The 17462-nt window shown below is 38.1% G+C and carries 14 protein-coding genes and 1 rRNA gene; 3 read left to right on the forward strand and 12 right to left on the reverse strand.

Annotated features, from left to right (window positions below; translation table 11 throughout):
- The 3 genes from ACY3XC_RS24285 to ACY3XC_RS24295 all read right to left on the reverse strand — a co-directional run.
- Positions 1 to 70 (reverse strand): 16S ribosomal RNA (locus tag ACY3XC_RS24285); the annotation flags it as partial.
- A gap of 461 nt (positions 71 to 531) precedes the next feature.
- The gene (locus tag ACY3XC_RS24290) at positions 532 to 3753 is read right to left on the reverse strand and encodes a DEAD/DEAH box helicase (protein WP_464870880.1); all 3222 of its coding nucleotides are present in this window, start codon (positions 3751 to 3753) and stop codon (positions 532 to 534) included.
- A 24-nt stretch (positions 3754 to 3777) separates the two neighbouring features.
- On the reverse strand, positions 3778 to 5082 hold the full coding sequence (locus tag ACY3XC_RS24295; RefSeq protein WP_464870881.1) for a DUF2254 domain-containing protein: 1305 nt from the start codon (positions 5080 to 5082) through the stop codon (positions 3778 to 3780).
- Between the two features lie 297 nt (positions 5083 to 5379).
- Here ACY3XC_RS24295 and ACY3XC_RS24300 point away from each other — a divergent pair, with 297 nt between their 5' ends.
- From ACY3XC_RS24300 to tatC, 3 genes are all read left to right on the forward strand, one after another.
- Positions 5380 to 6993, forward strand: a complete 1614-nt coding sequence (locus ACY3XC_RS24300; protein WP_464870882.1) for a PhoX family protein — start codon at positions 5380 to 5382, stop codon at positions 6991 to 6993.
- A gap of 216 nt (positions 6994 to 7209) precedes the next feature.
- Complete coding sequence (locus ACY3XC_RS24305; protein ID WP_179159521.1) at positions 7210 to 7407, forward strand: twin-arginine translocase TatA/TatE family subunit; 198 nt, start codon at positions 7210 to 7212, stop codon at positions 7405 to 7407.
- An 81-nt stretch (positions 7408 to 7488) separates the two neighbouring features.
- Positions 7489 to 8202, forward strand: coding sequence for a twin-arginine translocase subunit TatC (tatC, locus tag ACY3XC_RS24310; RefSeq protein WP_464870944.1), 714 nt, complete (start codon positions 7489 to 7491; stop codon positions 8200 to 8202).
- A gap of 70 nt (positions 8203 to 8272) precedes the next feature.
- Here the strand turns inward: tatC and ACY3XC_RS24315 are convergent, their stop codons facing one another.
- From ACY3XC_RS24315 to ACY3XC_RS24355, 9 genes are all read right to left on the reverse strand, one after another.
- A complete protein-coding gene (locus tag ACY3XC_RS24315; protein ID WP_464870883.1) occupies positions 8273 to 10645 on the reverse strand; it encodes a nitric-oxide reductase large subunit in 2373 nt (790 codons plus the stop codon).
- Positions 10646 to 10740: 95 nt separating this feature from the next.
- Complete coding sequence (locus ACY3XC_RS24320; protein WP_464870884.1) at positions 10741 to 11880, reverse strand: phosphomevalonate kinase; 1140 nt, start codon at positions 11878 to 11880, stop codon at positions 10741 to 10743.
- 47 nt (positions 11881 to 11927) lie between these two features.
- Positions 11928 to 12905 carry a diphosphomevalonate decarboxylase gene (gene mvaD, locus ACY3XC_RS24325; protein ID WP_464870885.1) on the reverse strand — a complete coding sequence of 326 codons (978 nt, stop codon included), beginning with the start codon at positions 12903 to 12905 and terminating at the stop codon, positions 11928 to 11930.
- Between the two features lie 65 nt (positions 12906 to 12970).
- Positions 12971 to 13912, reverse strand: a complete 942-nt coding sequence (mvk, locus tag ACY3XC_RS24330) for a mevalonate kinase (protein WP_464870886.1) — start codon at positions 13910 to 13912, stop codon at positions 12971 to 12973.
- A gap of 16 nt (positions 13913 to 13928) precedes the next feature.
- On the reverse strand, positions 13929 to 15284 hold the full coding sequence (locus tag ACY3XC_RS24335; protein WP_464870887.1) for a tripartite tricarboxylate transporter permease: 1356 nt from the start codon (positions 15282 to 15284) through the stop codon (positions 13929 to 13931).
- 4 nt (positions 15285 to 15288) lie between these two features.
- On the reverse strand, positions 15289 to 15552 hold the full coding sequence (locus ACY3XC_RS24340) for a hypothetical protein (protein ID WP_464870888.1): 264 nt from the start codon (positions 15550 to 15552) through the stop codon (positions 15289 to 15291).
- 377 nt (positions 15553 to 15929) lie between these two features.
- Entirely contained in the window at positions 15930 to 16082 is a 153-nt protein-coding gene (locus ACY3XC_RS24345; protein ID WP_464870889.1) for a hypothetical protein, read from the reverse strand.
- A gap of 19 nt (positions 16083 to 16101) precedes the next feature.
- Positions 16102 to 16587 carry a DinB family protein gene (locus ACY3XC_RS24350; RefSeq protein WP_464870890.1) on the reverse strand — a complete coding sequence of 162 codons (486 nt, stop codon included), beginning with the start codon at positions 16585 to 16587 and terminating at the stop codon, positions 16102 to 16104.
- A 144-nt stretch (positions 16588 to 16731) separates the two neighbouring features.
- A complete protein-coding gene (locus ACY3XC_RS24355) occupies positions 16732 to 17448 on the reverse strand; it encodes a Crp/Fnr family transcriptional regulator (RefSeq protein WP_464870891.1) in 717 nt (238 codons plus the stop codon).
- Positions 17449 to 17462: the final 14 nt, after the last annotated feature.

Raw genomic sequence — 17462 nt, forward strand, 5'->3', positions numbered from 1 at the left:
TTCGCTCGACTTGCATGTATTAGGCACGCCGCCAGCGTTCGTCCTGAGCCAGGATCAAACTCTCCAAGAAAGTTGATTAGCTCAAAAATGTTACGTTGGCTTAGCTTTTATAAAAAGCTAAAAAATTGTTTTGTTGACGTTCTTGTTTGTTTAGTTTTCAAAGAGCAATGTCTTAACAACAGGATGTTAGTATAACATTTTCTGTTGATTCGTGTCAATCACTTTTTTAAAAAATATCTTTCTCCGTAATCGACAACAAAAGTTATTTTACTTTATTTCAATAATAGAGTCAACCTTTTTTTAAAATCTTTCATTTGACTAACATCTTATTATTGAATGTCCCTCTCGGGAATTACTATATTACTATCATAACAAGGAAGAGTCAATACCTTTTTTGCAATTTAAATTTAAGTATAAACACAGGTTTGCAGGTTTAATCAAACGTTTGATTAATTTTTTTATAAAAGTTTCTGCTTTTATTTAATCCAACGTTTGATTAGTTCTCATATCAATAAACAAGGAGAGTTTCTCTTATATCATCAATATCTCTCGAATATCTTCTTCAGTAAGAGAAGAAGTACCTTTATCTTTTGAATCAATAATTTCATCTATTAATTCCCTCTTTTTTTCCTGCAGTTCATTCATTTTTTCCTCAATTGTGCCTTTCGCGACCAATTTGATAACTTGCACTATATTTGTTTGCCCCATCCGGTGTGCCCGGTCTGCTGCTTGTTCCTCGACCGCTGGATTCCACCATAGATCATAAAGGATAACCGTGTCTGCCCCGGTTAAATTAAGACCTGTTCCTCCTGCTTTCAAGGAAATAAGAAAAAGGTCACGTTCTCCTGCATTAAAGCGATTTGTAAGTTCAAGACGCTCTTCTGATGGGGTATGTCCATCTAGATAGAAGAAAGGCACCCCTTGAATCGCAATTTCTCTTCCGATAAGCTGGAGCATTTTTGTAAATTGCGAAAAAATCAACACTCTTCTTCCCGCAAGCTTTGATTCTTCCATAATCCGCATTAATTGCTCAAACTTTGCAGAACTTCCCTTGTATCCGTCTACAAATAAACCTGGATGACAACAGATTTGCCGCAGCCTCGTCAGCCCGGCGAGGATTTTTATTTTATTTTTTCGAAGAGTGTCTTTATCCAAATGCTTCAGCGTGTCATGCCTTAGTTTCGCTAAATAAGCCCCATAGAGTTTCTTCTGTTCAGGCAGTAATTCTACGAAATCAACAGATTCAATTTTTTCAGGCAGCTCTGCCAAAACATCTTCCTTCAACCTTCTAAGTAAAAATGGATGGACTCTTCTTGCAATCTGTTTTCTCGTTAAGCGGCTATATTCCTTCAGCCCTTGGAATAAGTCTGGAAATACCACATGAAAGATGGACCATAACTCTTCCAAAGAATTTTCCACTGGAGTACCTGTTAGCGCAAAACGGTAATCTGCCTGTATTCTCTTCACCACTCTTGCTGTTTGCGTAATAGGATTTTTAAAAGCCTGGGCTTCGTCAAAAAACACAGTATGATAGGTTTGCTTCTCGTACCACAGTATATCCTTACGCAACAACGGATATGAGGTAATCACAACATCTGAATCAGAGGCTTGTTTTTGTTGTGCCGCACGCTCTGTTTTACTTCCATCTATAATGACAGCTTGCATTCCAGGCGCAAATTTCTTGATTTCACTAAGCCAGTTATAAGTTAATGACGCTGGGCAGACAATTAGAATCGGATGCTTATTTTTACGAATTAGCGGAAGCACCGATAGTATATAAGTAATACTTTGAAGTGTTTTTCCCAGTCCCATATCATCTGCAAGAATTCCTCCAAATCCATAACTTGCAAGAGTTTTCAACCATTTGTATCCCTGGACTTGATAGTCTCTTAAAATCGGCTCAACTAATTCCGGCACCATGAACTGCATACTACTTGGATTATGGATGGTATCTAAAAACTGACGGAACGTTTCCTCAAGTGTAAATGTTGAGTTGTCTTCAACAGAGTCAAGCAGCTTTAATCCCCGAACGATTGGAACATTCAACCCTGCTTCAAGATCCTCCGCCTGTACAGGTGCTGCCTGTAAAAAGCGTTGGATTTCTTCAAATTCTCGCGTTTCCAATGAGAGGAGCGCACCGTTCCGCAATCGATAATATTTCCTTTTTTCCTCAAGTGCAGATAAGAGCTCTTTTATCTGTCTCTGCGGAATACTATCCATATCAAATTTAAATTCAAGCCAATTCGTTCGCTCTTTTTTTACCTTTACTCTAATCTTTGGAATTGCATTTTCTTTAAAAATCCGGTTCCTGACTGCCGTTGTCGCATAAATTTGTACTAGCTTTTGCAGCTTCGGAACAACATGATATAAAAACTCATACTCCAGCTCTTCGTTATGCAAGAAATAACCACTGTCCGTACTGGCAAATGAGCTTTCTTCCATCAGTTGGAGTATTTGATTTTCCTTTTCAACGTCCCTTATTAATAATGGGCCCTTCTGTAATTCTTTGTTCTCCAGCGGGTTAATCACGATATTTTCGTATTGAAACTCTAAACCCGCTAACAGACGATTTTTCAAACGATCCAAATAGAGTTTGGCAACTAAAGGCACTGTCCTATAGGAGTTCGATAAATTTTGAGGTAATTCAACCTCGCCGAGTTTCTTTAAACCAGGAACCACACTTTCTATAAAATAATCGATTTGCTCAAGCGGAATCTCTATTTGATTTATTTTCGAATCCTCTAGCATTTCTTTAAGGTCCGCTAATCGTTTGCAATCCGTTTCTTCAAGCCTAATAAACTTGCCCTTATATAGAACAAAGTGATAAGAATCTAGTATGGTTAAATGATCCAACCCTTTAATCCTCAAATGATAGCCCCTGCCTGCTGAGGGTCCAAAAGTAAACTTTAGGGGCAGAATTTTTTCCGTTAGAACCAGACCTTCAAATACTTCCCCCTTATTCGCAATTTTCACTAATGGTGTCTTTACTAATAACGACAATAGCACTTCCCAAGAGGATGGCGGTATGAGTAACTGGTCAGGACTGAACAAATCATCAAAATCGTCAGTCATGGTACCTACATACATTTTTTCATCTTGCAGCACATGGGCTAGTTGTTGAATTACATTATCACTCTCTTTTTGAAAGCAATGATGGTTTGGGTCAAAGGTGAAAGTTTCGGAAAGAACGCTTTGTTTTCCTTCTATTACTTTAGCTAAAAAATGGCGGATATTCTCCACTTTAACGTGTCCAATATCCATTTCTATTCCTAACAGATTCCGTCCCTTTCCAACCTTCACTGGTTTACATAGAAAATTCGCTTCAAGGACTTGTCTATTCTCAAAATGAAGCTGATGGCCGCTTCTTCGTCTAGGCTGATCACGGAAAAGAGTAAGTAATCCAGTGGTCAGCGCCTTTTTAGTTGAAGAATCAACATGATCATCACTTTGCACAATAGGAGTTGTTCCTTGCTGTTGGTGTTCATATATAGCTAGTAAAACAGCTGCGATATGCTGGCAATCGGTTCTTACGGAGGCTAAGGTAGGACAACTGCATGATGTTCGCAAATCACCGCTTTCTTCTATATTTACTGTGACATAGAAATCTTCTGTCCCTTTAACACTTGCCTCACAACGATCAGGACTATAATAATCAAAAAACACCTTACCTGCTCTATAAAAAGAATCTCCTCGTTTAAAGGAGACTGTTCCGCACATTTCTTTTATCTGTTTGTGATTTAATGTTTGATTCAATCGAACAGCTCCTCTCCCAAACATTTAAGACTCTTTCTCATTCTGACTTAGTAATTTCAGTTTTGATAGTTTTTCTTGTAAATTTCTTTGGTCTAGCTGTTTTAGTTTGTGAATGTCAATGTCTTCTAATATGTAATGACTGAATCCCCATACGATATTTTTGATTTTTTTTCTGCTGTTTTCAACAATCATGATTAAAGCATCAAAGATTGCCAGGATAACGGAAATGTCTTCCCTGCCATAGTGAATAATCTGATAGAAGGTTGAGTATAGAATATCTTGGAACCTTTTTTGAGGTAAAATCAATCTTGCCTGTCCATGTTCATCTTTATAAATAATATAATTACCATCTAATTTACCTACTTCCCCTAATGCTAAACCAAGATGGTGAATACAATCAATAGCTGTGTTTGGATCATTTATCGCTGGAGAAATTGCCCTTAACGTAATTTCCACTATTTTTTTCAATGCAAATTCTTCATCCTGCATCGTTGTTCTATCACTTCCAACCGTAATCATTGGCTGGTAATCTACTGTCAACTTCTCATCTAAATGATAAACAGTTAAGATAATTTGATTCTGTGTTATAAACTGCCCAATCTTCTGATTAACCTCAATGAATTGGTCATGTTCAACGGCTAATTGCAACAATTTATTATTATCAATTAATTGAAGATATCCATATTTACTGCTATATATTTCAGTTCCTTTTTTAAAGCTGTGCGGCTTCTGATAAGGTCCCTTCTCGATAGAAACATGATGATGCTTTTCAACAAATTCAATCTTGTTCTGAACAACTTTCAAAACATCTTCTGTTAATAGGTGAATTAAATTGGTGACTTGTATATAAGTCGCAACATGATGAATAAAATAGGCAAAATAAGCAAGACACACCAATGCAAAGATTACTCCTACTCCGGATGATATAACAGGGTGATCAATGGTACTTTTCATGAACAATAATGAAAAAATAGAATACACAAACCCTCCCATAAACACTCCTAATACCCGCATCGTAATTTGGCTGGTGACAAAGTTACGAAGTGTCCTTGGTGAAAATTGAGAGGAATAAGTGGTTAAAACCACCATAATCGTTGAAAAAGTGATTGTAGTCATAGTTAACAGCGATCCAGCAATCACTCCTAAAATGGTTTGTGCCAGGTCTACCCTTGTCAATAGAATAGAAGGAATAATGAGCTCGAATTGTTTATAAAAAGTTGTATCAATTGTGATAACAACAATCGCCAAGACTAATGAGATTACACAATATAAGCTTGGCAGGAGCCATAAACTATTTTTTATCTGTAAAAGGAACCTTTGAATCATCATATTCCTCCATCATATATACTCCTTATAATTTTTAACATATTCATCTCTTCTCAAACAAAATATCCTTTAAGCTTTCAAACAACGAATTGCAAAAGAGGGTGCCCCTTACTATTTCTCCAACTTATATCGTACGTAAAAAGTTTTGCCCCTTTGACAACCTTTACGAAATTTACAGATTATTAAAGTAGTTAATTTTTTCTTAACAAATCTTTACACTCCCTTAATTAACATTAGCAATGAGACTACCTATAATCATAGGAGAAAGTTACTAATTCAACCAAAGGGGAGAATATTTATATGGATCGCCGTTTGTTTTTAACATATGTAGGAAGCAGTACTGCGGCTTTAGTTGCCGCATCTTCTGGGATTGGAGCCTTAACAGGAAGCGCAATGACTGGAGACCATTTAATAAATGGACAGCCTTCTGGAAAAGGTAAGCCGCTGACGACACCATTTACACCAATTAGTCGTACATGGGAAAATGAGATGGTCCTTCCTAAAGGATATAACTACTCCATTATAGCTTCATATGGTGATGTGATTAACTCAAAGGGAGAAAAATTTGGGGATGCAGCTGACCTTACAGTCTATTTTCCAATTGATAGTTTAAAAGGTGGAAACAATTCCGAAGAAGGTTTAATTTGGGTAAATCACGAGTTCCCTGAGCCCGAAAACTATATGAAATTATTAGGAATCAATGAATCTACTTTTACAGGAAACCTCGCAGACTATCCTGAGCTTCTTAAATTGGAAAAAGAAGCTGTCGGCGGTTCTGTCATCCACGTAAAAAAAGAAAAAGATGGATGGAAGCTTGTAGTAGATGATACATATAATCGCCGTGTCGATGGTAAAACTCTTATTGAATTAACGGGTCCTGCCCGCGGGAGCAAGTATGTTGGCGGCGCCAAGACTGTAGTTGGTTCACTAGGAAACTGCAGCGGCGGACGTACACTTTGGAATACAGTATTATCCTGTGAAGAAAACACAGAATATGGCGATGATTATGGCTGGCCTAATTTTACCGATGAACATTACGGCTGGGTAGTCGAAGTTGATCCGTTTGATCCAAAAAAACCTGTACGTAAGCATACTGCCCTTGGCCGCTTTGCACATGAAAATACAGCAATGGGCTTAACCAATGATGGCAGAGTCGTAGTTTATATGGGTGATGATAAAGGTGATGCATGCTTCTACAAGTTCATTAGCAGCAAGAAATTCAATCCTGCAAATCGTGAAGCCAATTTCGATATTTTAGAAAGCGGGACTTTATATGTAGCCAGCATGAAAGAGCAAAAATGGATTGCCCTTGACCATGCAGCAAATTCTAAGCTTCAGGGGCAATTTGCGGACCAAGCTGACGTTTTAACGAATGCACGTTCAGCAGGAAAAGCCGTTGGCGGTACGCTATTAGACCGTCCAGAAGACGTGGAAATCCATCCTAAAGATGGAACAGTTTTCTTATCGTTAACAAACAACACAGGTCATGGTAATTTTCATGGACAAATTGTTCGATTTGCTCCTGCAAATGGTGACCATGCTAGTGAAGCATTCACGTTCGAAGTGTTTGTTGCCGGCGGTCAGCAAAGCGGGATAACTTGCCCAGATAACCTTCACTTTGACAGCAAGGGAAATCTTTGGGTTGTCGAAGACTACAGCGCATCTGAAACGAATCAATATGCTACCTATAAAAACTGCGGTGTATTCATGATTCCAACTGATGGGAAGAATTACGGAGAACCATTCCAATTTGCTTCAGGTCCAAAAGGCTGTGAAGTAACAGGTCCGTGGTTAACTCCCGATGAAACAACCTTATTCTTAGATGTACAGCATCCAAGCACATGGAATCCATATCCAGGTCAAACATTTGGACGCTCTTGTTTGATTGCTGTCCATGGTGGCAGCTTTAAGTAAAACTATGGAAGGAGCCATTCTCACCATGTTTGTTTGTTCGAACCACGTCAAGGATGCATTAAGCTTAATGTTTGTTCCTCACATTAAAGTAATCTCAGAAGAGGAAAATGTTACTTTCCGCTGTCATCTTTGTAAGAACAGTGCCAAATATAAACTATTTCATTTTGCACATTATAGAAGAACGAACCAAAAAGTTATCTAAGGAGGAAACATTCCATGCTTCAGAACATAGGAATCCCAGGGCTAATTCTCGTCTTAGTCATTGCATTAATCATTTTTGGACCTTCAAAATTGCCGGAATTAGGCCGAGCTGTTGGTTCTACCCTAAAGGAATTTAAAAAATCAACACGCGAATTGGTTTCGGATGATTCCACAGATAAAGTACAATCCAAAAAAGAAGAAAAAACGATTTAAGTTATCTAAGGAAGATGCGAGCAGCAGGTTTGTGCTTGCATCTTTTTTTAAGGAGGGAAACCGTTGTCTAAACCACAGAATATGGATCTAATTGGTCATTTCGAAGAATTACGCAAACGGCTTATTATCACACTTGGCACTTTTATAGTTTTGCTCATTTTAGCCTTTCTCTATGTTCAAGATATCTATCAATGGCTTGTAAAAGATTTAGAGGTTAAATTGGCCATATTAGGACCTAGCGATATTTTATGGGTGTATTTAATGTTATCCTGCGTCATTGCCATCGCAGGGACGATCCCTATAGCCGCCTATCAAGTTTGGTTGTTTGTTCGTCCAGCATTAAAAGATTCAGAGCAAAAAGTCACACTAGCTTATGTTCCTGCTTTATTTCTTTTATTCATAATTGGAATAGCCTTTGGATATTTTGTGATTTTCCCGATTGTCTTTCAATTCCTTCTCTCCTTATCGGAGGATATGTTTATGACCTTTTTTACCACAGAGAAATATTTTAAGTTCCTGCTTCATATGACATTGCCATTTGGCTTCTTGTTTGAACTTCCTGTCGTGATTATGTTCCTGACAAGTCTTGGAGTATTAAATCCATACCGATTGCAAAAGATCAGAAAATACTCCTATTTCGTTCTCATTGTTACGGCCGTTTTAATCACACCACCGGATTTACTATCAGATATTTTAGTTATAATCCCACTTATCTTTCTATATGAGTGCAGTGTTTTATTATCAAAGATAGTTTACCGGCGAAAACAACAACAACTAATCCACACAGCTCTATAAGTAGTGAAATTTAGTAAATAAGTGTAAAAGACTAGAGCACTCTCTAGTCTTTTACTCACAGATAATCTATTCATCCTTCATCTTCATTGGTAGTTAAATCTTTTACAGGCAATGGCTCATTTTCTTCATGCGTTGGCTTGCGAAGATTAAAGAATGCTTTAATACAAAAGTATACTAAACCAACCACACCGATTAAGAAAATTGTATCCGGAACAGCGCGGAATAAAAGTAAATTTTGAACAATTTCTATACCGAAATATGTTTCTGGGTCACGTGATGCCCAATACCCCTGTTCATAAGCTAGTTTTAATTGAACAAATCCAATCGGCAGCAATGTGATAAAGACCATTCCCGCCAGCCCAATATTTAACATCCAACAGACAATTTTTAAAAGTTTATCATTCCACACCTTAGGATTAACGATGTTTCTTAATGCAAACAGAAGCAAGGAAATTGCAAACATCCCGTAAACGCCCATCATTGCAGCATGAGCATGTGCTGGCGTTAACTGCTGACCATGTTCAAAATAATTAACTGCTGGAAGATTTATTAAGAATCCTAATACTCCTGCACCCACCAAATTCCAAATCGCAGTCGAAATTAAAAACCAAAATGTTGATTTATATGGGAAGTCTACTCCCCCATCGTGAAGCATTTTAAACTGTTCATAGGCTTCGAGAATTAGTAAGGTTAGTGGGATGATTTCCAATGCTGAGAAAACAGAACCTAATGCAATCCAAACTTCTGCCGAACCATTATAGTAATAATGGTGGCCAATTCCTATGACCCCGCTTCCTAATAAAATAGTAATCTGGAAATATAATGCTTTAACCGTTGAACTCTTTGTTACAAGATTCATTTGAACTAATAAGAAACCGATAATAACGACGGCAAAGACTTCAAATATACCTTCTACCCATAAATGAACAATCCACCACCGCCAGTAATCAGCCATCGTGTAGCTCGTATCCGGTTGAATGAGAAAGGCAAATCCGTAGAATAATGGAACTGCAATGGCTGCGTAAAATAGCAGGTGAACAAGACCACCTTTATCGGTTTCACGCTTTAACGCACTCTTGATTCCTCTAAATACAATAAATAACCAAATGATCATTCCAATAGCCAAAATATACTGCCAAAACCTACCTAGTTCTAGGTACTCCCAGCCTTGGTGACCAAACATAAACCAACTATTACCTAAGTACCCATTTACACCGAGCCATTGTCCGAGCATGCTACCGAATACTAGTACAACTAATGCCCAAAATAAAATGTCTACTAATAGACCTTGTCGCTTTGGTTCATGTCCACCGACAAGCGGCGCTACATAAATACCTAAGCCTAACCATGCTGTTGCAATCCAGAAGATTGCTAATTGAAGATGAAACCCTTTAGAAATACTGAATGGGAATAGTTCTGCAATCCATTTAATTCCGAAAAAGCTATCTGGTTCTGTATAATAATGCGCCAACAGTGCCCCGAACATAACTTGGATAAAGAATAGAATCGAAACGATAACAAAGTACTTACCTGCTTTTACTTGCGACAGCGTTACAGGCAATTTATTTAGATGTATTTTTGGGAAGGTATCAGGCGTATAGGCTTCCTTCATTCCTAAATGGTACCGATAGAATACATACAAGATTAAGGCCATAAACAGTGATAAAATGGTAATACTTGCTCCGCTCCATAAAATAGAGGAATAGGTCAATACATTCCCTGCATCCTCATAATATGGCCAATTATTTGTAAACGAAATATTGTCATCGGGACGATTTGTACTTGATAACCAGGCTGTCCAGAAGAAAAAATCCGCTACCTGTGTAATTTGATCACCTTTATCGACCCAGGCTCGATTCTCCTCAGGTAAATCTTTTTCTTCTATCAGATTTTCTTGTAATCCCCAGCCATCGCCTTCAGTAAATACTGTGTAATAAAATTCTCTAACTTCCTCCAACCCATAAACCTGTGCGTCCGTTAACACGAGCGTATCATTCTTCTTCGTGTATCGATTTTCCCGCATTTCCTCTTTAACTAGTTCACGTATAACGGCTGCCTTTTCTTTTGGAAGACTCGCGAAATCACTGCGTTCTTTCTTTAATGCATAAAAATCCTGCATACCTTCCGTATAAATTTTTAATGCTTCTGCCGTGTAGTCCGGTCCCATATAGGAACCATTCCCTAATACACTGCCATAATCCATTAATGCGTATTTTTGGAAGACGGCCTGTCCACCTTTGATTGACTCTTTTGTAAACAGGACGTCACCTTTTTCATTTACAACAAGTGGCCTTGGTGCTTCAGATTTAAAAATCCAATATCCTCCTACTAATAAAACAGTAAAAACCAATAGTAATGTGGATACTAGTATAGATTTCATCAAACTATTTTTTTGACTCTTCTTCTTTATTCCGATGTTTGGATTACGTTTTTTTGCTTCCATTATTGTTCAACACCTTTCTTTGGTATCTACATTTACTAGAATCATTGTGTAGGATTTCACAAATAAGGTTGTAACTACCAGTAATTTACTACGTGTTAAACACCCACCAAATAATCCTTCAAAGTCATTTCACAGTTATATTCTGTTACAGAGGCTCCCAATGATGAAACACTTAACCCTAGGGGAACAATCCCTTCCTTCCGCCAAGCTTTATGGAGTTCTTCCAATTGCTCGTCGCCCCTCATAAAGGCAATCCCACAATCGCCGCCACCGGCACCTGATGATTTTCCACTTCCAAACTTCTCAGCACAATTGCATAATGATTCTAACTTTCCAGTTTCAATGGTAATGTCTGCCTCTTCATTGAGGATTTGCAGTGCCTTGCGATTTTGGGTAAGACTTAAGATGGCTGCGTCACAATCCTTTTTCTCAAAACTTTTAATCATCCGGTTAACTGCAAATGAACTTTTCTCCAAAAAACGTGTGTATGAATCTTGATTTTGATCACGATACTTTTTGACCTTACTGATCATAGGTGCAGTTCGTGCACTTTCTTTTGTCCAGCCAACCGATAACTTAAGCTTTGATGGTGGGTTTAATGCTGTAATAACCAAATTCGGCCATGTCATTTCCACGAGTTTGCATAGACTTTTCCTTCTGCACAGCTCATTTTCGACCCATTGAGAGTTAAAAGAAGAATATGCCAGCCACCCTCCAAAAGTGGATGCAGCGATATCCACCCCTGATCCATTCTTTTGGGTTTTTAAATGAGCTATGACAGCAAGTTTGAAAATATGAGTAAGCTGCGGCTCTGTTTCCCCTTCATTATGCAGGCTTAAAATGGCTGAAATAACAGCTACAACAACAGCCGCACTTGAGCCAAGCCCATACTTTTTGCCAGTAGCACGGTCGTCAAGTTCACTTTTAATGGTTAGATGAAACGGACGTAATGTCACCGATTTTTCTTGTAAATATTGATTAACTACATTTATTGAATGTTGGATAAATCTTAAACGTTGGTCTGAATGAATAAATTTGTTCCCCATGTCCCATGTAATAGGCTCTAATCCGTATTTAGGAATGGAAAGCTGATTCTGAATGCTAGGTTCAATATAAGCGGTAATAAAACGGTCGACAGCGACAACAATCGCCTTCTGATTAGGTTCTAGAACAGCATATTCACCAGCTATTAACAGTTTCCCCGGTACTTTTACACGATAGCTTGTATAGGCCATTATTATTCATCCCCTCATAAAATGTCTTTTCAAAACCTTTTCGATTTTTATTTTATATACATTACTCCAGGACCTTGATGGCAAACATGTATATTCTGTACATTCGGTAAATTGATCAACGCATCATATACAAGCTGTTCATCCTTTGGCTGGCAAAGGACCTTAACATTTGGCCCAGCATCAATGGTGAAATATGCCTGAATACCTATTGTACGGAGGAATTGAACCTCTTGGATTACACCTAGAGTTGCTCCGTTCCAATACATGAAAGGCGGATTAGCTCCTAGTGTTGTAGCATGCATTTTTAATGCATTTGCCTCTACAATCTGTCCCAATAATTCAAAATCCTGTTTTTTTATCGCTTCTTTAGCGTTAAGGAAATCTTGTTCAACACCTGCTAACCAGCCAGAGTAAAAGGGTGATGTTTCCACCGTTCGTTTCATCCCCTCTCTACTGCTTACCAATTTGGGTTCAGTGTTTAATTGAACGGAAAGAATACTTAGATCCCAAGTTTCTTCACTTTTAATAGGCTTGGCGAAGGAATCCGTTCCATCAGCTTTTTCACCTTTTTTCCATTCCACGTAACCGCCATAAATTGACCTGCAGGCAGATCCCGATCCTTGACGGGCTAATTTTGATAATTCCTTCCCATCTAACTCTAAACCAAGAGCTTTTGTTGCAGCCGCCGTTAATGAAGCATAGCCTGAGGCAGAGGAAGCAAAACCAGCCGCCATTGGTACATTGTTTGTTGTGGTCACGACCGCTTTAAAATCCTTCCCGGAGATTGCCCTAATTCGGTCTAGAAAACGAGAAACCTTGTTTATTTCCGAATCACTTGCAAGTTGATTATTGATTACAAATACGTCTACTGTAAGACATGAACAAAATTCAATTGTTGTCGTTGTATAGAACTTATCCAATGTGATGGAAAGGCTGCTGTTCATTGGCAAGAAAAGTTCCTCATCACGTTTTCCCCAATATTTTATTAATGCAATATTTGTAAAAGCTCGTGCTGTTGCTCTCAATTCTTAACCCCCGCCTTCTATGTTTTTATTTTCTGAGTTTCCAAAGGAATGGCCTCACTTTATACCTAACTTTCAACAGAAAAATACCAGGTGTTTAATGCCCCCGCCTTCATCAATGACTTGGCAATTGCCTTTGCATTCGCCAGATTATGCGCAAGAGCTATAATACAGCCGCCCCGACCTGCACCCGTTAATTTTGCACCAAGTGCTCCTGCTTTTCGTGCGACATCTATAAGTCTATTAATATCTCCATTACTGACGCCAAGGTCTATAAGTCCAGATTGTGCTGAATTAAATAACTCCCCTAATAACTTCATGTTTCCATCATAAAGTGCTTCCCTTGCCTCAAGTGTAATCGCACCAAGCCGCTTCAATGACTTTTGCGTCATTTCGGGTTCAGTTAATACCTTGTCCCTTACACTTGATACTGCACCATGTGTATCAGAAAAATGCCCAGTATCTGCTACTACCAGAAAAAGGGGATCACCAATTTGTAATGATTCTGTCTTTCCTTTTTGAAACCAAATTGGAAATTGACTGAAAGCAGCTGCCATGTCAATCCCGCTAGGGTTCCCATGAGCGAACTTCTCCGCAGTGTGAACAAGGGACATTAACTCTTTAGGTTTGGCTTTTTGCCCATAATAAGCAAACAAGCTTTTTACTATCGCAATGGCTATTGCAGCACTTGATCCTAAACCACGACCAATTGGGATAGAGGAATGAAGTCGGATCAATAGCCCTTTTGCTGGTTGATTTAAGTATTCTAATGTCTCATAAATACACGCAGCGATTCCTTGCAATTTTTTCGGTATCCTACTAAGTGGACCTTCATAGTACTCACTAATAAACATAATTTGTTCATAACTTCCTTCAACTGCTGATGCCACCTCTAACAATGGAAAAGGAAGTGCGATCGCGGGCATCCCATAAACAACAGAATGTTCACCAACTAAAATTAATTTACCGTGGGCATTGCCAATTGCGTATTTTTGAGCTGTCTGAATCATCTTTATACATCTCCAATTAACCAACTATTTTAGTGATAATCCAAGGAGCTGAGTACAGCACCATAAATTGAACACCATAATTTATACCCCAGCGATGAAGCATTCCAGCCACTAGCGCTATTAGGAGAACTCCGCCAATATTAATCCAGCCTGCGTCCATGTATGCCAGTAATAACACCAAGCTAATAAACAAGCCTAATAATGCTTCATGCGGGATTTTTCTAAAAACAAAAGCGCAAATTTGCTGAGAGTACTTTATCGTAACAAAGTAGGTGATCCCTAATGCTGTCACAGCCCCAATGATCGTAGCCCAAACAAAAGCAGAATAGGATAAGATATGGTGCATATTATGCTCTAGCGTGAAAACCGGTGGAGCATTAAATAAGGCATTTGCCGGACCGATAGCCATTGGTGATAGCGGAATACCTAATGCGATTAAAGGAATAAGCGTTCCAGCGATATAGGTTGCATTTGCTAAAGCTTCCATACTGACAATGGCCAGGGATGCTTTCTTCACCGGATCTTTTGTTCTACTAGAGATTACTTCTCCCAAAAAAATAGTTATCCCTACCGGACTCATAATGAACGTAAGGGACCCTATTAGAGAAGAAAGTGTACTCATTCCCAGCTCTTTTTTCGTTAAAATTTTGAATGGATTTGGAACCCCTTTTGTGTCATTTGATTTATTTAAAAAGATTGTTTTTTTATCAAACCGCTCTAGACTATTTCTTTTCTCTTTATTTAACAGTTCAAATAATGTCAAAATAACTGGCCCGATTGTAATTCCTAGGAAGAAAGAAACAAATACATTGGTTCCTTCTGGTACTGCTCCCACTCCCCAATATAGATGGCGAAGACCTTGTATCAATAATGCAAATGGAATAATCGTGGCAAGTGCCAGCCATCTGTTTTTACACATAAGTGCTAAGAATACGGCACCTATGAAAAATAACGGATTTGCATATTCTTTAATAACATCAGCAATCGGTATTAATGCATTGGCTAGGAGTAAACTTACTGGTACTGCCACCAAGGTTCCGATCACGGAACCTGAAGCCATTTTGCGGATACTGACATCAGACATTCCATGTTTTTTTAATATCATTGCGTGTTCGACCATTGGGGTCGCCATTACCCCACCAGGGATTCCTGCAACTGCAACTGGAATCGAATCGGTTAGTTTGCTGGCAACAATCGCTGATATAAAGAAGGTCAACACGATTACAGGATGTAACCCCGATAGAACTAAGACTAAAATGACTGGTGCGATCGTTGCCGTTTCATCCGTTCCTGGCGCAATACCAATGACCGTGTAAGCTGCGGCAGCCAACAATGCGGCAGCCAACATTTGTAAAATTAATGTTGAATCCAATTCCTTATTCCTCCCTTTGTACCTCTTGAATGATTCTCTTTGGTTTTATTAACAAACTGGATATAATAAAACCGATGAAGGCCCCTATTAAACCATAAAATAATGGTTTTGGAGGTTCATTGGGGGCAATGAAATATCCGCCAAGTGCGGTGGTACTGCAAATAAGTAAGGATAGAACCAGGCTTCTTATATTTACGAGATCCTCCCAAACCTCAATGTTATCTGCTCTAGTTTCCCTTTTTATTGAAAGATTTCCCTTAATCTTCAAACATGCCAACTCCTTTACCTCTAAAGGCATTTAAATAAAAAGCACTCTATGACACTAACTATCTATAGTCCTATTATATTGATAATGATTATCATTACTAATTGACCAATATCAAGTTTTGAATTTTAATTTTTTTATAGAAGTACAAAAAAAGTCTAGTTTATAAGAGCTCATTGCTCCTATAATCTAGACCCCCGCCTTTATACCTTAATTAAATATATTGCAACAATGCATCCTTATCAAATATCGCCACAACTTCCTTTATTGATTCTCTTTTTTCTTGTTCTGTCATGTCATTCTAACGAGATGTATATTTAAGTGCTAAATGTCCAGTGAACTGTTCAATCATGAGTAACGCTCCTTTTTATAGACAGGGGTTATTGCAACCCCTTGATTTTACTTACCTCATACCAGGTACCGTTATCACCTTTAACCATCGTGATATAACCCTCAGCATCTGTCATATAATCTTTAATTTCATACCATAAATCATTTTTCACATTCACCATTTTTGTTTTTAAATCTTTCATTTTTAGTTCCATCTTACTATCATTTTAGACTTAGCTTGATTTCATTTATTTGTTCAATATGCCGTTCTTCATGGAGCCAGATAAAATCGACTAGATTTTTCAAACTAATCAATCCAAGTGTAGGATGATCTAGTGATTTTATTGCTAACGTTTTCTCATGTATCTCATTAAAAATAGCCTGTAAATATTGAAATCTTGATGTCTCAAGGAATTTAATTAAATCCTTCTTGGTAAAATAATCTTCTGGCGGTTCGTTTGCTGCCTTAACCTTGCTAGAACGGTCAGTGAGAAAGGATAAATCTCTTTCGTCTACTTTTTGACTATCCATTTTTATCGAATTTAGGATAAGCTCGGCGGTTTCCTTTTCTGTTGAGAATAAGTGGTAAATTACTTGTGAAATACTCCAGCTTTCTCCATCGGGTCTTCGATTGAGTTGTTCATCCGTTTGATTTATAAAGCTCTCTAGTAGTTTTGTGCGTGTTCGTCCAAGATTCTTTATTAACACACGCTTCACCTCCAACCTCTCTTATATTATAGTGATAATGATTATCATTACTAATTGATCTAGGTCAAGTTTTAAAAGAAATTGTTTTGAAAATTTCAAAAAAACTACCAAGAACTTTCTTGATAGTTTTTCATACTCTTTTTTTTAAACAAGGAGTAGTTCATCTAAATCGATAATTTCAATATTCTTATTCGACTTTTGTTTGATATAACCAGAGTCTTCAAGATCGGTTAACTTACGACTAATGGTTTCAGGAGTAGTTCCTAGATAGGAAGCTAAATCTTTTTTACTCATAGGTAATACAATCTCCATTGAATGCGTTTCGGAATCTAAGCATTCTGCCAAGAAGAGTGCAAGCCGAGTTTCAACCTTCTCGGTAGCAAACCGTGTTGTTTGTTTTTCTGACTGCTCTAATCTTTTCGAAAACTCTGCTAGGATTTTTAATGAGATGGAAGGGTATTTCAATAGAAACTCTTGTAATTCAGAACGTTTGATCATACAGACTTGCGTCTCTTCCATAGCTTCTGCAAAGGATTCGTGGAGTGCCTTGTTAAACAATGCAAGTTCTCCGGTGAAATCACCTGGATTCAGAATACGTACCAACTGCTCTTTACCAGAATCAGACAGTCGATAAATTCTTATTTTTCCTTTATTTACAATATAAAGAGAGTCAGATTCGTTGCCTGCCTGATAGATTATTTCTCCTCTTTTATAGGTAACAGATTTGGCCGTCTTCATGATTTCATCCATTTGTTCCTCTGCTAAGTGATTGAATATTGGAACCAATGAGACACACGAATTGTAGTTTCCTTTGCAATGGTTTTGGTCATGGGCTTCGGAATGACAATCCTTAGAATTCATCTTTTACACTCCTT

This window comes from Bacillus sp. CZDM1 (assembly GCF_055502545.1).